The sequence below is a fragment of the Nocardia harenae NBRC 108248 genome (genome assembly GCF_001612885.1).
Lineage (GTDB): Bacteria > Actinomycetota > Actinomycetes > Mycobacteriales > Mycobacteriaceae > Nocardia > Nocardia harenae.
The window spans coordinates 103,108-124,316 of sequence record NZ_BDBH01000013.1; the positions used below are offsets into that span (position 1 = coordinate 103,108).

11 protein-coding genes are annotated in these 21,209 nt (G+C 74.3%); 9 read left to right on the top strand and 2 right to left on the bottom strand.

The features are described from left to right. Nucleotides 1–20: 20 nt before the first annotated feature. The gene (locus NH2_RS24840) at nucleotides 21–164 is read right to left on the bottom strand and encodes a hypothetical protein (protein ID WP_157103953.1); all 144 of its coding nucleotides are present in this window, start codon (nucleotides 162–164) and stop codon (nucleotides 21–23) included. Nucleotides 165–388: 224 nt separating this feature from the next. On the opposite strand from NH2_RS24840, the gene NH2_RS24845 reads away from it, so the two are divergent. The 8 genes from NH2_RS24845 to NH2_RS24880 all read left to right on the top strand — a co-directional run bounded on the left by NH2_RS24845 (nucleotide 389) and on the right by NH2_RS24880 (nucleotide 18,727). Next, entirely contained in the window at nucleotides 389–898 is a 510-nt protein-coding gene (locus NH2_RS24845; protein ID WP_067659207.1) for a hypothetical protein, read from the top strand. Next, on the top strand, nucleotides 886–2,100 hold the full coding sequence (locus tag NH2_RS24850; protein WP_067659210.1) for an FAD-dependent monooxygenase: 1,215 nt from the start codon (nucleotides 886–888) through the stop codon (nucleotides 2,098–2,100). Before NH2_RS24845 ends, NH2_RS24850 begins: the two co-directional genes overlap by 13 nt. 92 nt (nucleotides 2,101–2,192) lie before the next feature. Next, on the top strand, nucleotides 2,193–2,612 hold the full coding sequence (locus NH2_RS24855) for a DoxX family protein (RefSeq protein WP_067659213.1): 420 nt from the start codon (nucleotides 2,193–2,195) through the stop codon (nucleotides 2,610–2,612). A gap of 173 nt (nucleotides 2,613–2,785) precedes the next feature. Beyond that, entirely contained in the window at nucleotides 2,786–3,172 is a 387-nt protein-coding gene (locus tag NH2_RS24860; RefSeq protein ID WP_067659216.1) for an AMP-binding protein, read from the top strand. Between the two features lie 42 nt (nucleotides 3,173–3,214). Continuing rightward, nucleotides 3,215–16,120 carry a non-ribosomal peptide synthetase gene (locus NH2_RS24865; protein WP_067659219.1) on the top strand — a complete coding sequence of 4,302 codons (12,906 nt, stop codon included), beginning with the start codon at nucleotides 3,215–3,217 and terminating at the stop codon, nucleotides 16,118–16,120. After that, entirely contained in the window at nucleotides 16,117–17,076 is a 960-nt protein-coding gene (locus NH2_RS24870; protein WP_067659222.1) for a daunorubicin/doxorubicin resistance ABC transporter ATP-binding protein DrrA, read from the top strand. Before NH2_RS24865 ends, NH2_RS24870 begins: the two co-directional genes overlap by 4 nt. Continuing rightward, a complete protein-coding gene (locus NH2_RS24875) occupies nucleotides 17,073–17,918 on the top strand; it encodes an ABC-2 transporter permease (protein WP_245650746.1) in 846 nt (281 codons plus the stop codon). The genes NH2_RS24870 and NH2_RS24875 overlap by 4 nt, the downstream gene beginning before the upstream one ends. Further along, the gene (locus tag NH2_RS24880) at nucleotides 17,918–18,727 is read left to right on the top strand and encodes an ABC transporter permease (RefSeq protein WP_067659225.1); all 810 of its coding nucleotides are present in this window, start codon (nucleotides 17,918–17,920) and stop codon (nucleotides 18,725–18,727) included. Before NH2_RS24875 ends, NH2_RS24880 begins: the two co-directional genes overlap by 1 nt. 52 nt (nucleotides 18,728–18,779) lie before the next feature. Here the strand turns inward: NH2_RS24880 and NH2_RS24885 are convergent, their stop codons facing one another. Then, on the bottom strand, nucleotides 18,780–19,694 hold the full coding sequence (locus NH2_RS24885) for a helix-turn-helix transcriptional regulator (protein ID WP_067659227.1): 915 nt from the start codon (nucleotides 19,692–19,694) through the stop codon (nucleotides 18,780–18,782). Nucleotides 19,695–19,856: 162 nt separating this feature from the next. Between NH2_RS24885 and NH2_RS24890 the strand changes: the two genes are divergently transcribed. Next, the gene (locus NH2_RS24890; protein WP_067659230.1) at nucleotides 19,857–21,113 is read left to right on the top strand and encodes an MFS transporter; all 1,257 of its coding nucleotides are present in this window, start codon (nucleotides 19,857–19,859) and stop codon (nucleotides 21,111–21,113) included. Nucleotides 21,114–21,209 lie beyond the last annotated feature (96 nt).

The window sequence follows — 21,209 nt, forward strand, 5'->3', positions numbered from 1 at the left end:
TGCGCGAGACCCCTGCCCCGCTACCGGGTGCGGCCGTCCTCGCGGGCGCCGGCGCGATCACCGCTGCTGAACACCGGCAGCGGAACCGCGGTCTCGGGGGCCGTGCCGGTGGCGACTGCGGCCTCGGCGTGGCTGAAGAGCGGGGTCTGATCGATATTGCTCACGACGGACTCCTTCGGGCGGAACAGGGCGATCGGGCACAGCATTACCCAACCCGCCGACATTATTCTCCCCGACAGGGCGGCTTCGTGGTGACGAATCGGGCAGCGCGGGGTGAATCTCGGCCCATCGCAGCGTCTCCCGCGGTGATAGCCGATTCTCGCGACTATGGCGCTCGCCATTGCCCGCCGGAGCGCGGGACAACCGGCGCGACCGTATGGTTTGACCCGTGGTGCGAGTGCTCACCGAGACGACCTTCCCGCCTGTCACCCGCATGATTCTGCGCGCCGACGGCTCCATGACCCGGTTGCTGGAGGCCCTGGTCGATGCCGACCTCGGGCTGAATCTGACCGAGCAACGCGCCACCACCGGCGGTGAGCTACCCGTCGCGGTGCGCGCCGCCCTCGGCTGCGCGGACCGGGATCCGGTCGTGGTGCGCCGATCGGCGCTGGTCACCGGCTCCGGCTCGACGGTCTCGCGGAATACCGTGGTCATCGTCGACACCGATCGCGAGCTCACCGCGCTGCTCACCGACGGCGGGCTGCCGATCGGGCACAGCCTGGCCGCGGCCGGGAAGCAGCTCGCGCGCACGGTGATCCGGTCCGGGCTCACCCGCTGGGACGGTGTGCCGTGCGCCTACAAGGAGAGCGTGCTCAGCGACGCCTCGGCCCCGCCAACGGTGCACCTGCACGAACGCTTCAACCCGGCCTTCGTTCCGGTGGGCCGATGCAGGTCCTGATCGCCGGAGCGGGGATCGGCGGGCTCACCGCCGCGCTCGCCCTGCACGCGGCCGGGATCGATGCGGTGGTACTCGACCGGGTGACCGAGCTGCGCCCGCTCGGGGTCGGGATCAACCTGCTCCCGCACGCCGTCGCCGTGCTCGCCGAGCTCGGGCTGCACGACGAGCTGGCCGCGAACGCGGTGGCCACCGCCGAGCTGGTGCACTACGACCGGTTCGGCAACGAGATCTGGCGCGAGCCGAGGGGCCGCGCCGCCGGGCACCCGCTGCCGCAGTACTCGGTGCATCGCGGCCGCCTGCAGACCCTCCTGCTGGCGGCGGTGCGCGACCGGCTCGGCCCGGCCGCGGTGCGCACCGGCTGCCGGGTAACGGGGACCCGCACCGACGATGACCGGGTACGGGTCACCGTCGCCGGGCACCCGGAGTACCCGGCGGATGCCGTGATCGGCGCGGATGGCCTGCACTCCGCCGTGCGCGCACAGCTCTACCCGGCCGAGGGGCCGCCGCGCTGGAACGGCGTCCGCATGTGGCGCGGGGTGGCCGCCGCCGCGCCGTTCCTGACCGGCGCCTCCATGATCATGGCCGGGAGCAATCACGCGGCCAAGTTCGTCGCCTACCCGGTGACCCCGGCCGCCGACGGCACCGCGCTGGTGAACTGGGTGGCCGAGGTGCGCGCGCCCGCGAGCGAGCTGGGCGAGGCGGAGTGGACCCGGAGCGGGCGGCTCATCGACGTGCTTCCGCACTATTCCGGCTGGCGGATCGGCGGGCTCGACATCGGCGCGCTGCTCACCCGCACCGCCGACATCCTGGAGTACCCGATGGTCGACCGGGATCCGGTACCGCGCTGGACCTTCGGCCGGGCCACGCTGCTCGGCGACGCGGCGCACCCGATGTACCCCATCGGCTCGAACGGCGGGTCGCAGGCGATCCTGGACGCGGCGGCGCTCGCGGTCGAGCTCGCCGCCCGGCCGGACGATCCGGCGGCCGGGCTTGCCGCCTACCAGACAGCGCGGCTGGCCGCCGCCAATGCTGTGGTGCTCGCCAACCGGGACATGCCGATGGACGCCGTGCTGCACGCCGTCGCCGAGCGCGCGCCGGAGGGTTTCACCGTGATCGAGGATGTGCTCAGCGCCGACGAGCTCCGCGCGATCGGCGACGGGTACCGCCGAGCCGGTGGCAGCGGGGCCGGGTTCGGTCGGTAGAGCGGCGCACCGCCATCGATCGCGACCATCGCTCTGCGAGACCCAGCGCGATATTCTCATGTCGAGTGGCTATCAGCGACGGAAGGACCGACATGTACGGCTCACGCGACGCGGCGCTCTTCCTGGCCCGCCTGATCCTCGGCTTCATCTTCGTCATGCACGGCTGGCAGAAGCTGCACACGAACGGAATCTCCAACGTCGAGAAGGGCTTCGACGCCATGGGGATCCCCGCGCCCGGCCTCGCCGCGCAGTACTCCACCTGGGTCGAGTTCCTCGGCGGCATCTTCCTGATCATCGGGCTGCTGCTGCCCGTCGTCTCGCTGCTGCTCATCCTGAACATGCTCGGCGCCATCTACTACGCGCACTGGGACAGCGGCTTCTGGAACAGCGACGGCGGCTACGAGCTGCCGCTCGCCCTGATCGCCGGGCTGCTCGCGGTCGGGCTCTCGCACGCGGGACGGGCGGCCGCGGATCACTACCTCACCCGGCGGCGCGGGGCCCGGGTGGAGTGATCCGCCGCGGTGGCCGTTCGACGGGCGGCCACCGCCGGACCGGCACCACCAAGGGTGGGTATCCACAACCCCCCGGGAGGTGCGGAGACACTCGCAGGGGTCTATCCCGAGCGCGCCGACGAGCGGAGTATTTGACGTACCCCCTCGTCCGTTCGACCCGAAGGATCCCCCTCATGCCTTCCTCCGCCGACAAGAACGCCGTCGTCGTCTCCGGCCCCGATACCGACCTGACCGCCGAGGAGCTGCACCGCTGGTCCAACCGGCTGGCCCGGATGCTCCTCGGGATGGGCGCCGAGGCGGGCGCGCCGATCGCCGTCGCCATCGACTCCCCGGTCGAGGCCGCCGTGGCCGAGCGCGCGATCACCAAGGTGCGCGGGATCCCGCTGCCGGTCGAGAACGGCGTGCTGCCCGAGGGCGCGAAGCTCGGGATCACGCACCGGGCGCGCCGGACGCGGCTCACCGACGAGGTGCGCTGGCTGATCCTGGACGAGCCGGCCACGCTGCGCCGCTACCTGGTCGGGTCGGATTCCACGATCACCGTGGCCGACCGCTCCGCCTGAACTCGATCGCGCGCCCGCGGTCGCGGGTAGAAGGACGTCCCCATGCAGCAGCCCACTCCCCCGGTGACCGGCGCCCCCGACGGCTCGTTCGAGCTCTCCGCGGCCCAGCTCGGGATCTGGTTCGCGCAGCACATCGCCGGCGCCACGCCCATCTCCATCGCCCAGTACGTCGAGCTGAGCGGCGCCGTCGACGTCGCCGAGCTGGAGCGCGCCGCGCAGCGGGCGGGCCGCGAGTTCGGCACCGGCTACCTGCGCATCGGGGAGGCCGACGGCAGGCCGTACCAGCTGGTCGATCCGACCCTGGACGACAGCATGGAGCTGCTCGATCTGCGCGCCGAACCGGACCCGGAGGCGGCGGCGCAGGCCTGGATGCGGGCCGAGTACCGTGCCCCGCTGGATCCCGCCGCCGACCGCCTGGTGCGGGTGGCGGTGCTGCGGATCGCGGAGGACCGCTGGTACTGGTACTCGCGCATCCACCACCTGGTGCTGGACGGCATGGGCGCGCTGGCCATGGTGCAGCGCACCGGCGAGCTGTACAACGCGGCGGTGGACGGGGTCGAGCCGCCCGCCGCCAAGGCCGACGACCTGCGCAGCATCGTCGCGGCGGACCGCGCGTACCGCGAGTCGGAGCGCTTCGCGACCGACCGCGAGTACTGGCTGGAGCACCTGGCCGGGATGGCCGACCCGGTGAGCCTGGCCGGCCGGGTCGCCGCGGTGGACGGCCACCCGGCGCTGGTCTCCGGCGCACTGCCGGACACGACGGCCGCGCTGCTGGACTCGGTGGCGAAGGCGGTGAACTCCGGCGCCGCCCCGACGGTGGTCGCCGCCTTCGGCGCTTACCTGGCCGCCATGACCGGGGCGCCGGAGGTGGTGCTCTCGCTGCCGGTCTCGGCGCGCACGACGGCGAGCCTGCGCCGCTCCGGCGGCATGATCGCCAATGTGGTGCCGCTGCGGCTGGCGGTGACGCCGGCGACCACCGTCGGCGATGTCGTCCGGGCCGCGCAGGGCGAGCTGACCGGCGCGCTGCGCCGCCAGCGCTACCGCCAGGAGGACATCTTCCGGGACCAGGGCCGCGCGATGGACGAGGCGGTCTCGTTCGGGCCGTCGGTGAACCTCATGATGGTGGACACCAGGATCCGGCTGGGCAGCGTCACCGGGCGGCTGCACGTGCTCACCTCCGGGCTCATCGACGACCTCTTCGTGAATCTCTACCCCGGCGTCGGCGGTGAGAGCACGCACATCGACTTCCAGGGCAACGCGAATCTCTACGGCGAATCCGAGCTGGCCGCGCAGCACCGCCGCTTCCTGCTCTTCCTGCACCGCTTCCTGGCCGCGGGGCCGGAGGCGCCGCTCGCCGCGCTCACCGTGCTCACCGACGCCGAGCGCGCGGAGCTGGCGCCGCGGCGCGGCGCGCCGGGGCCCGCCGTGCGGACGCTGCCCGAGATCATCGCCGCCGGAATCGGTCTCGACCGGGACGCCACCGCGCTCACCGGCGACGGCACCACCCTCACCTACGCCGAGCTCGATGCCCGCACGGCGCGGCTGGCCCGGGAGCTCATCGCCCGCGGCGCCGGGCCGGAACGCGCCGTCGCGGTGTCGATCCCGCGCTCCGTCGACTCCGTGCTGACCACGCTGGCGGTGGCGCGTACCGGCGCCGCCTTCGTGCCGATCGACCCCACCTACCCCGCCGACCGGATCGAGCACATGCTCTCCGACAGCGGGGTGGTGACCGGCGTGACGGTCGCCGCCGCGCTGCCGGGGCGGATCGACTGGCTGGTGCTCGACGACCCGGCCACCGCGGCGCGGATCGCCGGGCACAGCGCCGAGCCGCCCGCCGTCCGGGTGCACCCGGACCAGGCCGCGTACGTCATCTACACGTCGGGCTCCACCGGCCTGCCGAAGGGCGTCGTGGTGACCCACCGCGGGCTGGCCGGGCTGGTCACCGGCTCCGGCGACGGCTTCGGGGTGACCGCCGACGCGGTCGTCGCGCACGCCGTCTCGCCGAGCTTCGACATCTCGGTGGAGGAGATCCTGGTGACGCTGGCGCGCGGCGCCACGCTCGCCGTCGTCCCGCCATCGGCCTACGCGGGCGAGGAGCTGGCCGCGGTGCTGCGCGCGGGCGGCGTGACGCACCTGAACGTCACCCCGACCGTGGCCGGCTCACTCGACCCCGCCGCGCTGCCCGCGCTGCGCACCGTCGTGGTGGGCGGCGACGCCTGCCCGCCCGAGCTGGTGACCCGCTGGGCGGGCCGCACCCTGCTGAACGGCTACGGCCCCACCGAGACCACGGTGACGGCCACGCTCACCGGCCCGCTCGACACGGACGCCCCGGTCACCATCGGCACCCCGCAGCCCGGGGTGGCCGCGATGGTGCTCGACCCCTGGCTGCGCCCGGTGCCCGCGGGGACCACCGGCGAGCTGTACCTGGGCGGGCCGGGGCTGGCGCGCGGCTACCACCGGCGCACCGGGCTCACCGCCGCCCGCTTCGTGGCGAATCCGTACGCCGCGGGCGAGCGCATGTACCGCACCGGCGACCTGGTGCGCTGGACCGAGCGGCACGAGCTGGAGTACCTGGGCCGCGGCGACTTCCAGGTGAAGATCCGCGGCTTCCGGATCGAGCTGGGCGAGATCGATGCGGCGCTGCACCGGCACCCCGATGTCGAGTTCGCGCTCACCGTCGGGGCCGAGACCCCGTCCGGCGCCACCGCGCTGGTCGCCTACGTGCTGCCGCGGCCGGGTGCCGCGCCGCACCCGGAGGCGCTGAAGGTGGCCGCCGGGGAGTCGCTGCCGTCGTACATGGTGCCGTCGGTGGTGATGCTGCTCGACCACGTGCCGCTGACCCCGCTCGGCAAGGTGGACCGGAAAGCGCTGCCCGCCCCCGATTTCGGCGCCCGCCCGAGCACCGGCCGCGCACCGTCGACGCCGCGCGAGGAGCTGCTGGCCGGCCTCTTCGCCGAGGTGCTCGGGCTGGAGTCGGTGGGGGTGGACGAGAGCTTCTTCGCGCTCGGCGGTGACAGTATCGTCTCCATCCAGCTGGTGTCGCGGGCCAAGGCGGCCGGGCTCGGCTTCGGCGCCCGCGACGTCTTCGAGCGCAAGACGGTGGCGGCGCTGGCCGCCGTGGCCACAGACGTCACCGCGGTCGCGGTGCGCGAACTGCCCGGCGGCGGAGTGGGTCCGGTGCTGCCGACCCCGATCGTGCACGCCATGCTGGCCGGCGGCCACTGGCGGCGCTTCGGCCAGGCCGTGCTGATCGGGCTACCCGCGGGCACCGACCTGGCGCCCGCGCTGCAAACCCTGCTCGACCACCACGATCTCCTCCGCTCGACCCTGCGCCGGGACGCGGGCGCCAACGGCTGGACCTGGGAGGTCGCCGCCCCCGGGGCGGTCGACGCGCGCGCACTGATCGACCTGGTACCCGCGGGCACCGACCCCGACGCCGCGCTGGATGCCGCCGCCGAACGGCTGGACCCCGAGCACGGCGTCGTCGTCCGGGTGGTCGTGATCGACGCGGCCGAGCCGCTGGCCTGGCTGGTGCTGCACCACCTGGTCACCGACGGCGTCTCCTGGCGCATCCTGCTCCCCGACCTGGCCACCGCCGCGCTCGGCGGCGCGCTCGCCCCGGTCGGCACCTCCTTCCGGCGCTGGGCCGACGGCCAGCGCGAGCACGCCGCCACCAGAAGCCGGGAGCTGCCGGTCTGGCAGCGCATCGCCGCCACCGACGACCCGCCGATCGGCGCCGCGCCCTTCGACCCCGCGCTCGACGTGGTGGGAACCATGGCGCAGCAGCACACCGTCATCGCGCCGGATTCGGCCGACGCCGCGCTCGGCGCCGCCGCGGAGCGCTTCCACTGCGGCCCGGACGACGTGCTGATCACCGCGCTCGCGCTGGCGATCGCGCGCTGGCGCGACCGCCGCACGGCGGTCTTCACCCTGGAGGGCCACGGCCGCGCCGAATCGATCCTGCCCGGCGCCGACATCACCCGCACCGTCGGCTGGTTCACCACCGTGCACCCGGTCGCCATCGACCTCACCGGCATCGACCCCGCCGACCCCGGCGCGGCGCTCAAGGCCGTCAAGGAGCAGCTGCGCGCGGTGCCGGAGAAGGGCATCGGCTACGGCATGCTGCGCTATCTGAACCCGGAGACCGCGCCCACGCTCGCCGGGTACCGGGAGCCGCAGATCAGCGTGAACTACCTGGGCCGGGCCGAGACGAACGCCGACGGCCCCTGGCTGCCGCGCCGCTTCGCCGCCACCCAGGACGACCGCGCGCCGCTGGCCGCCGTGCTGGACATCAACGCGGTGCGCACCGCGGCCGGGCTCGAGGTCACCTGGGCCTACGCCACCCGGCTGCTCACCGCCGCCGAGGTCACCGAGCTCGCCGGGCTCTGGGCGGAGGCGCTCGCCGCGCTCGCCGCGACGGGGCCGGGTGGCCGCACCCCGTCGGATTTCCCGCTGGTCGCCGTCGACCAGCCGCAGATCGAGCGCTGGGAGCGCGACCACCCGGCGCTCGCCGATGTCTGGCCGCTCTCGCCGCTGCAGTACGGGCTGCTGTTCCACGCCGTGTACGACACCGACACCGCCGACGGCTACACCGTGCAGTCGCTGCTCACCCTGGCGGGCACCGTCGACGCGGCCCGGCTGCGCAGCGCCGCGCAGGCGCTGATCGACCGGCACGAGAACCTGCGGGTCGCCTTCGTGGAGACCACCGACGGGCCGCGGCAACTGGTGCTCGGCACCGCCGAGGTGGGCTGGCGCGAGCTCGACCTGCGGACCGTCACCGACCCCGACGCCAGGCGGCGCGAGCTGGACCGGATCGTCGCGGTCGACGCCCGCACCCGCTTCGAGCTGACCCGCCCGCCACTGGTCCGCTTCACCCTGGTCCGGCTGCCCGGCGACACCTACCGGCTGATCCTCACCAACCACCACCTGGTGCTGGACGGCTGGTCGACCCCGCTGCTGGTGCGCGAGCTGCTCACGCTCTACGTCACCGCGGGCGACGCCGCCGCGCTCCCGCCCGCGCACTCCTACCGCGAGTTCCTGGCCTGGCTGGCCGAGCGCGACGACGCCGCCTCGCTCGCCGCCTGGACCGAGTCGCTGGCCGGGATCGACACCCCCACCCGGGCACTGCCCAGCCTCTCCGACATCGAGTCCACCGAGACCGGAGCGGCCACCCTGGAGCTGCCGCGCGCCACCGTGGCGCGCTGGGAGAGCGCGGCCCGCGGCGCGGGGGCCACGGTGAACACCCTGGTCCAGGCGGGTTGGGCGCTGATGCTCGCCATGCTGACCGGCCGCACCGACGTGGTCTTCGGCGGCACGGTGGCAGGCAGGCCGCCGGAGCTGGCCGGGGTCGAGGAGATGATCGGGCTCTTCATCAACACGCTGCCGGTGCGGGTCCGGCTCGATCCGGCGGAGAGCGCGGCCGCGCTGCTCACCCGGGTACAGGCCGAGCAGGCGCGGCTGCTCGACCACCAGCACATCGGGCTGGCCGCCATCCACCGGGCCGTCGGGCTGGCGGAGCTCTTCGACACGCTCACGGTCTTCGAGTCCTACCCCATCGACCGGGCGGCGCTCTCACAGGCGCTGGATATCGCCGGGATGCGGGTGCTCGACGTCGAGGGCACCGATGCCACCCCGTACCCGCTCAACCTCATGGTGATCCCGCGGCGTGGCGACGACGGCGACACCCTGGAGGTCACGCTCAAGTACCTCACCGGGCACCTCGCCGCCGACGCGGCGCGGCCGCTGCTGGAGCGCTTCGTCCGGCTCACCGACCAGCTCGCGACCCGCCCGGATGCCCCGCTCGCGCACCTGCGCACCTGCGACGACGCCGAGCTCGCCGCGCTGGCCCCGGTCCGCGGCCCCGAAGCGGTGCCGGTGCGCACCCTGCCCGAGCTGCTCTCCGCGGGCGCCGCGCTCGACCCGGACGCCGTGGCGGTGCGCGCGGGCGAGCTGAGCATGACCTACCGCGAGCTCGACACCTGGTCCAACCGGTTCGCCCGGATGCTGCTGCGCCGCGGCATCGGCCGCGAGGTCTTCGTGATCCTGGCGCTCACCCGCTCGCTGGAGTCGGTGGTGGCGGTCTGGGCGCTGGCCAAGACCGGCGCGGCCTTCGCCCCGCTGGACCCGAACCACCCGGTGGAGCGGATCGAGCACATGCTCGCCGACTCCAGGGCCCCGATCGGCGTCACCGTCACCGCGACCGGCGAGACGCTGCCCGGCACCATCGACTGGCTGCTGCTGGACGACCTGAACACCATCCGCCGGGTCATGACGGTCTCCGCCGCCCCGATCACCGACGCCGAGCGCGGCGGCCCGATCTTCCCGGACCAGACCGCGTACCTCATCTACACCTCCGGCTCCACCGGCAAGCCCAAGGCGGTGCTGCTCAGCCACCGCGGCATCGCGAACCTGGTCGAGCACCAGCGGACCACGCTCGGCGTCGGCCCGGCGATCCGCGCGCTGCAGGTGGCCTCCCCCAGCTTCGACGCCTCGGTGTACGAACTGCTCACCGCGCACGCCTCCGGCGGGCGGCTGGTGGTCGCGCCGCCGGAGGTCTACGGCGGCGCCGCGCTGGCCGAGCTGCTGCGCACCGAGCGGGTGACGCACGCCGTGATCACCCCGTCCTCGCTGGCCACCATGGAGCAGGCCGGGCTGGACGAGCTGCGGACGCTCGCCGTGGCGGGCGAGGCCGCGACCCCCGAGCTGCTGCAGCGCTGGGCGCCGGGCAGGCGCATGGTGAACGAGTACGGCCCCACCGAGTTCAGCATCTGGGCCACCGGCCCGGCCGAGCTGGTGGCGGGCGAGCGCATCACCATCGGCGGGCCGATCCGCGGCGCCGCGGCGGTGGTGCTGGACGGCTGGCTGCGCCCGGTGCCGGTCGGCGTGCCCGGCGAGCTGTACCTGGCCGGGCCCGCGCTGGCCCGCGGTTACTTCAACCGCTTCGGCATGACCTCGGCGCGCTTCGTCGCCGACCCGTACGGCGAGCCGGGCAGCCGCATGTACCGCACCGGCGACATGGTGCGCTGGACCGGGCGGCATGAGCTGGAGTACCTGGGCCGCAGCGATTTCCAGGTGAAGATCCGCGGGCTGCGGATCGAGCTGGGCGAGATCGACGCCGTGCTCTCGCGCGACGAGCAGGTGGAGTACGCGGTCACCATCGGCCGCGCCGGGCCCGGGGGCGCCACCGTGCTGGTGTCGTACGTGCTGCCCGCCGCCGATATCGTGCTCGATGTCGAGTTGCTGCGCGAGCGGGTGGCGGCGGTGCTGCCGGGGTACATGGTGCCCGCGCACGTGGTGGTGCTGGCCGCGATTCCGCTCACCCCGGTCGGCAAGCTGGACCGGGCCGCGCTGCCGATCCCGGACTTCACCGGCGCCACCCGCCCCTACCTGGCCCCGCGTACCCCGGTCGAGGAGGCGGTGGCCGCCGTCTTCGCCGAGGTGCTCGAGGCCGAGCGGGTCAGCGCCGACCAGTCCTTCTTCGAGCTGGGCGGCAACTCGCTGAGCGCGACCAAGGTGGTGGCGCGGGTGAACGCGGCGCTCGGCGCGCGGATCGCGCTGCGCGACCTCTTCGACGCCCCCACCGTCGCGCAGCTCGCGGCCCGGGTGGTGCCCGCCGTCGAGCCGGGCGGCGGGGTCGCGCTCGCCGCCCGGGTGCGGCCGGACCGGATCCCGCTCTCCCCCGCGCAGCAGCGCATGTGGGTACTGAACCGGATGGATCCCGGCTCGCCCGGCTACAACATCGCGGTGGCGCTGCGGCTCACCGGCGCGCTGGACCTCGCCGCGCTGCGCGCCGCCTTCGGCGCGTTGGTGGCGCGGCACGAGAGTCTGCGCACCGTGTACCCGGCGGATGCCGACGGCGCCCGCCAGGTGGTGCTCGACGCCGCCGACGCCACCCCCGAGGTCGCGCTGCGCGAGGTGGCGGCCGCCGCGCTGCGCACCGAGATCACCGCCGCGGCGGCGGCCGGCTTCGACCTGGCCGACCAGACCCCGCTGCGCGCCAGCGTCTTCCGGCTCGATCCGGAGACGCACGTGGTGCTGCTCGTCGTGCACCACATCAGCGCCGACGGCGCCTCCATGGCTCCGCTCGCCACCGACCTGGTCACCGCCTACGCCGGGGGCACCGCGCCGCCGCTGCCGGTGCAGTACGCGGATTTCGCGCTCTGGCACCGGGAGCTGCTCGGGGCCGAGTCCGACCCGGACTCGATGGCCGCGAAACAGGTCCGGTTCTGGACCGAAACGCTGACCGGCGCCCCCGACGTCCTCGAGCTGCCCGCCGACCGCCCGCGCCCCGCGGTGCAGTCGCTGCGCAGCGCCGACCTGGACTTCACCGTCGACCCGGCACTCGCGGACGCGCTGCGCGAGCTGGCGACCGCGAACGGCGCCAGCCTCTTCATGGTGGCGCACGCCGCGCTCGCGATCCTCGCCGCGCGGCTGAGCGGCAGCGGCGACATCGTGATCGGCACCCCGGTGGCGGGTCGCGGCGACCGCGCCCTGGACGACCTGGTCGGCATGTTCGTGAACACCCTCGCCCTGCGCACCCCGGTCGACCCGGCCGCCACCTTCGGCGAGCTCCTCGGCACCGTGCGCGGCATCGACCTGGACGCCTTCGCGCACGCCGACGTGCCGTTCGAGCGGCTGGTGCAGGTGCTCGACCCGGCCCGCTCGACCGCGCACCACCCGCTCTTCCAGGTGACGCTGAGCCTGCAGAACTACGTGGCGCCGGTGCTGGAGCTGCCCGGGCTGCGCGTCGAGGTGGAGGACTTCGACCGCGGCTCCTCACAGTTCGACCTCACCGTCGACCTGCGCGAACACGCGGACGGGCTGACCGGCGTGCTCACCTACGCCACCGACCTCTTCGACGAGCCCACCGCGCGCGCCCTGATCCGCCGCTGGCAGCGCATCCTGACCGCGGTCACCGCCGCGCCGGCCATCCGGATCGGCGATATCGACCTGCTCGACGCCGCCGAGCGCGCCGAGCTGGCCCCGGTCACCGGCCCGGAGACCGCCGGAACGACCACGCTGCCCGCCATCCTCACCGGCACCGCCGCCCGCTTCCCCGACCGCAAGGCCGTGATCGCCGACGGCGCCACGCTCACCTACCGCGAGCTGGCCGAACGCGGCACCCGGCTGGCCCGGCTGCTGCGCGGCGCGGGCACCGACTCGGTGGTGGCGCTGGGGCTGCCGCGCGGCGCCGCGCTGCTCACCGGGGTGTGGGCGGCCGCGCTGGCGGGCGCCGCCTTCCTGCCGGTGGATCCCAAGCACCCCGCCGAGCGGATCGCGCACATGCTCACCGACTCCGGGGCCCGCACCGGCATCACCCTGGCCGCGTACCGGGATCGCCTGCCGGACAGCGTCGACTGGCTGGTCCTCGACGACCTCGGCGACCGCCCCGAGGCCGCGCTGCCCACCGTGCACCCGGACGACACCGCCTGGCTCATCTACACCTCCGGCTCCACCGGCACCCCCAAGGGCGTCGCGGTCGGGCACCGCGGCCTCGCGGACCTGGTCGCGGCGCAGCGCGAGCTACTCACCCTGGACGAGACCGCCCGGGTCCTCCAGGTCGCATCGCCGAGCTTCGACGCCTCGATCTTCGAGGCGCTCATGGCCTTCGGTCACGGCGGCGCCGCGGTGGTCTCGCCGCCGGAGGTGTTCGGCGGCGCCGCGCTGGCCGAGCTGATCGCCGCCGAGGCGGTGAGTCACCTGGTCATCACGCCGTCGGCGCTGGCCACCATCGACCCGGCCGCGGTGCCGGGGGTGCGGGTGCTCGCCGTCGCGGGTGAGGCCGTCGGCCCGGAACTGGTGGCGCGCTGGGCGACCGGCCGCGAGCTGGTGAACCTGTACGGCCCGACCGAGAGCACCATCTGGGCGACCGCCTCCGCGCCGCTGGCCACGGGCGAGCCGGTGACCATCGGCGCCCCCATCCACGGCTCCGCGGTGCTGGTGCTCGACGACCGGCTGCGGCCGGTGCCGGTCGGCGTCGCGGGCGAGCTGTACCTGGCGGGCCCGGCGCTGGCCCGCGGCTACCACGGCCGCCCCGGGCTCACCGCCGCCCGCTTCGTGGCGCACCCGTTCGCGCCGGGGCAGCGCGCGTACCGCACCGGCGACCTGGTGCGCTGGACCAGGGCAGCCGCCGAGCTGCGGCTGGAGTACATCGGCCGCACCGACTTCCAGGTCAAGGTGCGCGGCCAGCGCATCGAGCTGGGCGAGATCGACGCCGTGCTGAGCCGCCTCGACGGGGTGCGCCAGGCGGTGACGCTCGGCGTGGAGGGCCCCGGCGGCACCGCGCTCGCCGCCTACCTGGTGCGCTCCCCCGGCACCGAACTGGAGGTGGCGCGGGTGCGCGCCGCCGCGGCGGAGACGCTGCCCGGGTACATGGTGCCAGCGGCCTTCGTGGTCCTGGACGAGCTGCCGCTCACCGCCGTCGGCAAGCTGGACCGCACCGCGCTGCCCGCACCGGAGTTCACCGTCGAGCGCGCCGGGTACCGGGAGCCCTCGACGCCGACCGAGAAGATCCTGGCCGAGGTCTACGCCGAGCTGCTCGGGCTGGAGCGGGCCGGGGCCGACGACTCCTTCTTCGCGCTCGGCGGCGACAGCATCCTCGCCATCCAGCTGGTCTCGCTGGCCAAGCAGCACGGCGTCACCTGCACGCCGCTGCAGGTCTTCGAGCACCGCACGGTGGCCGCGCTGGCCGCCGCCGCGGACGCGGGCGGCCCGGCCGTCGTCCTGGACGAGCTGCCCGGCGGCGGGGTCGGCGAGTTCCCGCTGCCGCCGATCGGCCACTACATGCTGGAGCGCGGCGGCGACCACCGCCGCTTCGCCCAGACGGCGGTGCTCAACCTGCCCGCCGGCATCGACCGGGCAGGCATCGTGGCCACGCTCACCGCGGTGCTGGACCGGCACGACATGCTGCGCGCCCGGCTGGTCACGCACGGCGAGCCGCGGGTGCTGGTCGCCGAGCCCGGCTCGGTGCCGGTGGACACGCTGCTGCACCGGGTGCGCTACAGCGGCACCGACCCCGTCGAGCTGCGCGAGCACGCCGCGAGCGAGCTGGACGCGGCGCTGGACCGGCTCGACCCGGCCACCGGCACCGTGCTGCAGTTCGTCTGGCTGGACCCGGAGTCCGGCACCGGCAGGCTGCTCGTCGTCGCGCACCACCTGGTGATCGACGGCGTCTCCTGGCGCATCCTCATCCCGGACCTGATCGGGGCATGGGCGCAGGTCTCGGCGGGCGCCACCCCGGTGCTGGCCGAGACCGGGACCTCGATGCGGCGCTGGGCCACCGCGCTCACCGAGGAGGCGCACAGCGCGCGCCGCACCGCGGAGCTCGCGCACTGGCAGGCGGTCGCCGCCACCCCGGACCCGCCGCTCGCCGCCCGCCCGCTCGACCCCGCCGTCGACACCACCCGCACCCTGCGGCTGCTCGACCGCGAGGCCACCGCCGAGGTCACCGCCGCGCTGCTGACCACGCTGCCTGGCATCTTCGGCGGCGGCGTGGAGGACGCGCTGCTCGCCACGCTGGCGCTCACCCTGCTGCGGCTGCGCGGCGGCGACGACCCGGTGCTGCTGCGGCTGGAGGGGCACGGCAGGCAGGAGGAGGTGATCCCCGGCGCCGACCTCTCCCGCACCATCGGCTGGTTCACCAGCCTCTACCCGGCCCGGCTCGACCTCGCCGGCATCGACCTCGCCGACGCGCTCGCCGGCGGCCCCGCCATGGGCGCCGCGATCCGCGCCACCGCCGCCCAGCTGCGCCGAATCCCGGACAAAGGCATCGGTTTCGGGCTGCTGCGCTACCTGAACGCCGAGACCGCGGCCCAGCTCCCGGCCGGGCTGCCCGGCCAGGTCAGCGTGAACTACCTGGGCCGCTACGCCGCCGCCGACATCCCGGCCGGGCTGGACGGCCTCGGCTGGCTGCCCACCGACGCGCTCGGCGAGCTGCCCGCCGCCGAGCACCCGGACGTGCCGCTGCAGTCGGTGATCGATATCAATGCCCTGGTCGTGCGCGACCGGCTGCAGATCACCGTCGGCTACCCCGGCGAGCTGCTGGACGAGCCCTTCGTCGCCCGGCTGGCCGGGCTCTGGCTGGACACCCTGGCCGCGGCCACCCGCTTCGCGGGCTCCGACGCGGCCCGCGCCTTCACCGAGATCGATGCCGCCCCCTCCGGCTCCGGGCTCGGCCTGGACGTGGTGCTCCCCATCCGCACCGGCGGTACCGAGCCCGCGCTCTTCTGCGTGCACCCCTCCTCCGGCATGGCCTGGACCTACCTCGGCCTCGCCGACCTGCTCGAGCCGGGCCGCCCGATCTACGGGCTGCAGGCGCCGGACCTGAGCGGGCGGGAGCCGTCGGTGCGCTCGATCCCCGAGTTCGCCGAGCGCTACGCCCGCGAGATCCGCGCGCTGCAACCCGCCGGCCCGTACCACCTGACCGGCTGGTCCTTCGGCGGGCTCATCGCGCACGCCGTCGCGGTCGAGCTGCGGCGCCACGGCGCGGAGGTCGGCGTGGTCGCGCTGCTCGACGCCGACACCGCCGATATCGACGGCGACGCCATCGAGCCGCTCACCGCCGGCTCATTCGTGAACGCCTTCGGCGCGGTCTTCGGCATCGACGACGTCCCGGCCGACGCCACCGCGCAGCAGGCCGCCGACCGCATCCGGGACCGCCTCGGCGTCGCGCTCGTCGACGCCGCGACGCTGGAGCGGATGGCGGGCTCCTACAACGCCTCCGCGCGCACCAGGACCGGCTACCGGCGCCCGGTCTACGACGGCGACATCGTCTACGTCGCCGCCACCGTGGACAGCTCGGAGATCTTCGGCGCCGAGAACTGGCGGCCCTACGTCACCGGCGCCATCCACCACCACGACGTCGCGGTCACCCACGACGAACTCACCGCACCGCACGCGCTGCCGATCGTGGCGCGCGTGCTCGATCAGCACCTGGGAGGCCAGCGATGACCCACGGCGTCGTCGTCACCGGAATCGAGAAGTCGTTCGGTTCCGTGCAAGCACTGCGCGGCATCGACTTCCACGCCGAGCCCGGCGAGGTGCTCGGCATCCTCGGGCCGAACGGCGCGGGCAAGACCACCACCGTGAACATCCTCTCCACGCTGGTCTCCCCCGACCGCGGCCGGGCGCTGGTGGCCGGGCACGACGTGGTCGCCGACCCGGCCGCGGTGCGCCGCTCGATCATGCTCACCGGCCAGTACGCGGCGCTCGACGACATGCTCAGCGGGCACCAGAACCTGGTCATGTTCGGGCGGCTCATGGGGTTGCGCAAGCGCGAGGCGAAGCTGCGCGCGGACGAGCTGATCGGCGAGTTCGGGCTGGAGCGCGCCGCCGGGCGGCCGGTCGGCACCTACTCCGGCGGCATGCGCAGGCGCATCGATATCGCCTGCGGGCTGGTGGTGCGGCCGGAGGTGGTGTTCCTGGACGAGCCGACCACCGGGCTCGACCCGCGCAGCAGGCAGGGGGTGTGGGATCTGGTCGCGGGCTTCAAGAAGGCCGGGATCACCACCCTGCTCACCACCCAGTACCTGGAGGAGGCGGACGCGCTCAGCGACCGCATCATCGTCATCGACCAGGGCCGCGTGATCGCCGAGGGCACCGCCGACCAGCTCAAGTCGCGCACCGGCGGCAGCTACTGCGAGATCGTCCCGCTCAGCACCGCCGACCTGCCCGCGGTCGCCCGCGCGCTCGGCACGCTGCTGCCCGAGGACCGCCACCCCGGCCCGGACGCCGACCGGATCGCCATCCCGGCCCCGGACGGCGCCAAGACGCTGGCCGAGGCGCTGCGCCGGCTGGACGGCGCCGGCGTCGAGCTGGTCGACATCGCGCTCCGCCGCCCCTCGCTCGACGATGTCTTCCTGCAGCTCACCGGCCACCTCGCCACCTCCATCGAGGTGACCCCGTGACCGCGACCACCCGGCCGGGCGCGACCGGCTCGACGGCGTGGCTGGCGCGGACCGGTGCGGCGCCGCGGCGGGTCCAGCAGTGGTGGGTGCTCACCACCCGGCTGGTGGCCCCGGCGCTGCGCTCCGGCGAGGTGATCACCTCGGTGCTCGCCCCGGTCACCTTCACCGCCAGCTTCTACATCCCGCTGAAGACCATCATGACCTTCGCCGGCACCGGTTTCAGCAGCTACGCGCAGTACATGATGCCGCTGGTGATCCTGCAGGCGGCGGCCTTCACCGCGGTCTCGGCGGCGTTCCGGGCCGCCTCCGACGCGGTCTCCGGGCTGAACCGGCGCTGGGGCTCGATGCCGGTCGGGCCGCTGGTGCCTGCCGCGGCGCGAATGTCGGGCAACGTGTTCCGGCTGGTGGTCGCGCTGCTCACCGCGCTGGTCTGCGGGCACGTGATCGGGTTCCGGTTCTACACCGGCCCGGCCGACACCGCGGGCTTCCTGCTGTTCTCGCTGCTCATCGGGGTGGCGCTGTGCCTGGGGGCGGATGTCATCGGCACCGCCTCGCGCAGCCCGGAGGCGACCGCGCAGGCGCTGGTGCTGCCCCCGCTCATCTTCGGCATGCTCTCCACCGGGCTGGCCCCGGCGGCCCAGTTCCCCGGCTGGGTGCAGCCCTTCGTGCGCAACCAGCCGGTCTCGCAGTGGGCGGCCGGGCTGCGCGCGCTGGCCGGTGATTCGCTGCCGAACGCGGGCGCGGTCACCTGGTCACTGCTGGCGCCCCCGCTGGCCTGGGCGCTCGGCATCGTCGCGCTCTGTATTCCCCTGTCCGTCCGGCTGAGCCGCAGGAGGGCCTGATGCTGATCCCCACCGCGACCCGGGTACCGGTCGCCGAGACCTCGCCGCGCGCCTTCGTCGCGCACACCCTGGTCCAGACCCAGCGGCTGCTCGTGCGCTGGGTGCGCAACCCGGTGACGCTGCTGGAGACGCTGATCGTCCCGTGCCTGCTGCTGGTCATGCTGGACACCGTGATCGGCGGGCAGATCCGCCGCTTCACCGGGAGCGAGGCGCTCTTCGGCTCGGTGCCGCTGGTGGCCGTGGTCGGGGCGCTCTCCGGCGCGGTGGCGGGCGGCATCCTGCTCGGCCGGGAGCGCGATGCCGGGCTGCTCGCCCGGTTCTGGGTGCTCCCGGTGCACCGCGGCTCCGGGCTCGCCTCCCGCATCCTGGCCGAAGGCTGCCGCATCCTGGTCGGCACGCTGGCCATCGTCCTGGTCGGCTACCTGCTCGGCTTCCGATTCCAGCGCGGCCTGCTGCCGTCCCTGGCCTTCTTCGGCGTGCCGGTGCTCTTCGGCCTCGCCTTCGCCACCCTGGTGACCGCGGTCGCGGTCTTCACCGCGAAATCCACGCTGGTGGAGGGGATCACCATCGTCACCTCGCTCATGATGTTCTTCAGCACCGGCTTCGTCCCGCTCGCCGCGTACCCGCAGTGGATCCAGCCGGTGGTGCGGAACCAGCCGCTCTCGACCGCGGTGGACACCATGCGCGCGCTCGCCGAGGGCGGGGCGCTGGCCCGCCCGCTCACCCTCACCGTCGCCTGGTCGCTCGGCGCCATCGTCGTCTTCTCGGTGCCCGCGGCGATCGGGTACCGGCGGGCCAGCAGGCGCTGAGGACAGCACCCGGTCGAGGGTGTCGAGCCGGTGCGGGCGCGAACCTCCGGGACTACTCCCGCACGTCGACGGCGGGATCGGCGGGTACGGGTGAGTGGATGTTGGTGGCGGCCCATGCGCCGAGCAGGGCCATGGCGTCGGCCGAGGCAGTGGCGGGTCGCACCGTGTAGAAGGTGAGGACCAGGCCGGGGTCGGCGGGCAGCGGCATGGTCTCGTAGTCGATGCCGAGGTCGCCGACGACGGGGTGGTGGAAACGCTTGGTCCCGGTGTGGTGCAGGCGCACGTTGTGTTTGGCCCAGCGGGTGCGGAATTCCTCGCTGCGGGTGGAGAGTTCGCCGACGAGGTCGGAGATGCCCCGGTCGTAGGGGTCGCGTCCGGCGTCGGTGCGCAGCAGGTTGACCGCGCCGTCGGCCATGTGGTCCCAGTCGGGGTAGAAGTCGCGGGCGCGGGGGTCGAGGAAGCAGAACCGGACGAAGTTGACCGGCTTGCTGACCTCGGGCGCGAGGGGATCGGGGTAGAGCGGGCTGTAGAAGGCGTAGCCGAGCCGGTTGGCGGCGACGAGGTCGTGGCGGGCATTGCGGATGAACGCGGGCCCGTCGTAGCTGTCGAGCAGCGCTCGCACGCCGGGCCGGACCGCTTTCGCGGCGCGGCGGGGTCGGCGCTGGGGGCCGGTCAGGGCATTGCGGTGCAGGTCGAACAGGTGTGAGCGTTCGGCGTCGTCGAGTTCGAGAGCGCGGGCGATGGCGTCGATGACCGATTCGGAGACAGCGTTGACCTTGCCGCGTTCGATCTGGATGTAGTAGTCGACCGACAGCCCGGCCAGGGTGGCGACTTCTTGGCGGCGCAGGCCGGGGACGCGGCGCTTGGTGGCGTCGTAGACGGGCAGCCCGACCTGGCCGGGGGTGATCCTGGCGCGGCGTGAGGCCAGGAACTCACCGATCTCGGCGGCGCGGTCACTCGACTCCATGTCCTCGAGGGTAGGCCGTCTGCCTGCGTGTTTGCCAGGTACTCCGAAAGGGGTGCTGCCGGCACCCCCCTGATCCTCACCTCCCACGATGCCGGTTCGCGGCGTTGCATGGGGGACGGAGCCGATGGCTCCGATCCCATTCCGCGACACCGACGAGGTGAGATGAGCACGCCACCGATCCACCGGCCCCTGGCCGGTAACCGGCTGCCGGTGCTGGTGTATGTGCTGGCAGCCGGGATCTTCCTGATGGGCACGACCGAGTTCATGATCGCCGGGCTGCTGCCGGATGTGGCGGGCGACCTCGGTGTCGACATCGCTCGCGCCGGGTTGCTGGTGACCGCGTTCGCGATCGGCATGATCCTCGGACCGCCGGTGATGGCGCTGGCCACGCTACGGCTGCCCGCGCGAGCCACCCTGATCGGTGCACTGGCGGTGTTCGCCGCCGGGCACCTCGTGGCCGCGCTCAGCGACGCGTTCACCGTCGTCACGGTCTCGCGGGTGGTCACTGCCCTGGCGACCGGCACGTTCTGGGCGACAGGCGCGGTGGTCGCGGCGGGGGTCGCCGGTCCGGGCGCGAGCGCCAGGGCGCTGGCGGTGATGTCGGGCGGATTGAGCCTGGCCGTGGTCGCGGGCGTGCCGCTGGGCACGTTCGCCGGACAGTTCACCGGCTGGCGCGGCCCATTCTGGATCCTGGCCGTGCTCGCGGTACCCGCGGGCGTCGCGGTGCTGCGGTTCACCCCGCGCTCGTTCGGCAACGACGAGGATCCGGTGCCGGTGCGCGCCGAGATCGCCGCGGTGCGGCGGTGGCGGGTGTGGGCGGTGCTGGCCGCGATCACGTTGGCCCAGGCCGGATTCCTCGGCGCCTACAGCTTCATCAGCCCGCTGCTGACCGACCGCGCCGGAATCTCCACCGCGGCGGTGCCGCTGGTGCTGGCCGGGTTCGGGCTCGGCGCACTGAGCGGGACCGCTCTCGGCGGGCGGGTGGGTGACCGGTGGGGGCTGGGCACCATCGCCACCGCCATCGCCGCGACGTCGATCCTGCTGCTCGTGCTCGCCGCCACCGCGAGCCATTCCGCGATCGTGGTGGCCATCGTGGTCCTGCTCGGCGCCTCCGGGCTGGGTGCGAACCCGGTCCTGATCGCCCAGACCATGCGGTTCGCCGGTGCAGGCTCGCGGCTGGCGTCGTCGCTGGCGACCGCCGCGTTCAACCTCGGCACCGCCGCCGGATCGGCCCTGGCCGCCACCACCCTGTCCACCGCGCTCGGCCGCACCGGCCCCGCCGTGCTCGGCGCCGCGCTCACCGCCACCGCACTGATCCCGATCGCCGTCCTCGCCGCCGCCCGCGCCCCGAGAACGGGCGACGACACGCCGCCGCGACCCGGGCACCGGCCCGGACGCGCTCTGCTCGGGGTGAGCTGAACGATGGCCGGCTCGATAGCCCCGACAGCAGCCACCACCCGAACACCCACCACCGCGACGTGGCCGACGATGACCAGCTCGCCACCGAACCCCTGC

Excerpts from the sequence above, each read along its gene's own strand:
- NH2_RS24850 (WP_067659210.1), top strand. The coding sequence starts at position 886 with ATGCAGGTCCTGATCGCCGGAGCGGGGATCGGCGGGCTCACCGCCGCG.
- NH2_RS24860 (WP_067659216.1), top strand. The coding sequence starts at position 2,786 with ATGCCTTCCTCCGCCGACAAGAACGCCGTCGTCGTCTCCGGCCCCGAT.
- NH2_RS24880 (WP_067659225.1), top strand. The coding sequence starts at position 17,918 with ATGCTGATCCCCACCGCGACCCGGGTACCGGTCGCCGAGACCTCGCCG.
- NH2_RS24865 (WP_067659219.1), top strand. The coding sequence starts at position 3,215 with ATGCAGCAGCCCACTCCCCCGGTGACCGGCGCCCCCGACGGCTCGTTC.
- NH2_RS24870 (WP_067659222.1), top strand. The coding sequence starts at position 16,117 with ATGACCCACGGCGTCGTCGTCACCGGAATCGAGAAGTCGTTCGGTTCC.
- NH2_RS24885 (WP_067659227.1), bottom strand. The coding sequence starts at position 19,694 with ATGGAGTCGAGTGACCGCGCCGCCGAGATCGGTGAGTTCCTGGCCTCA.
- NH2_RS24855 (WP_067659213.1), top strand. The coding sequence starts at position 2,193 with ATGTACGGCTCACGCGACGCGGCGCTCTTCCTGGCCCGCCTGATCCTC.
- NH2_RS24890 (WP_067659230.1), top strand. The coding sequence starts at position 19,857 with ATGAGCACGCCACCGATCCACCGGCCCCTGGCCGGTAACCGGCTGCCG.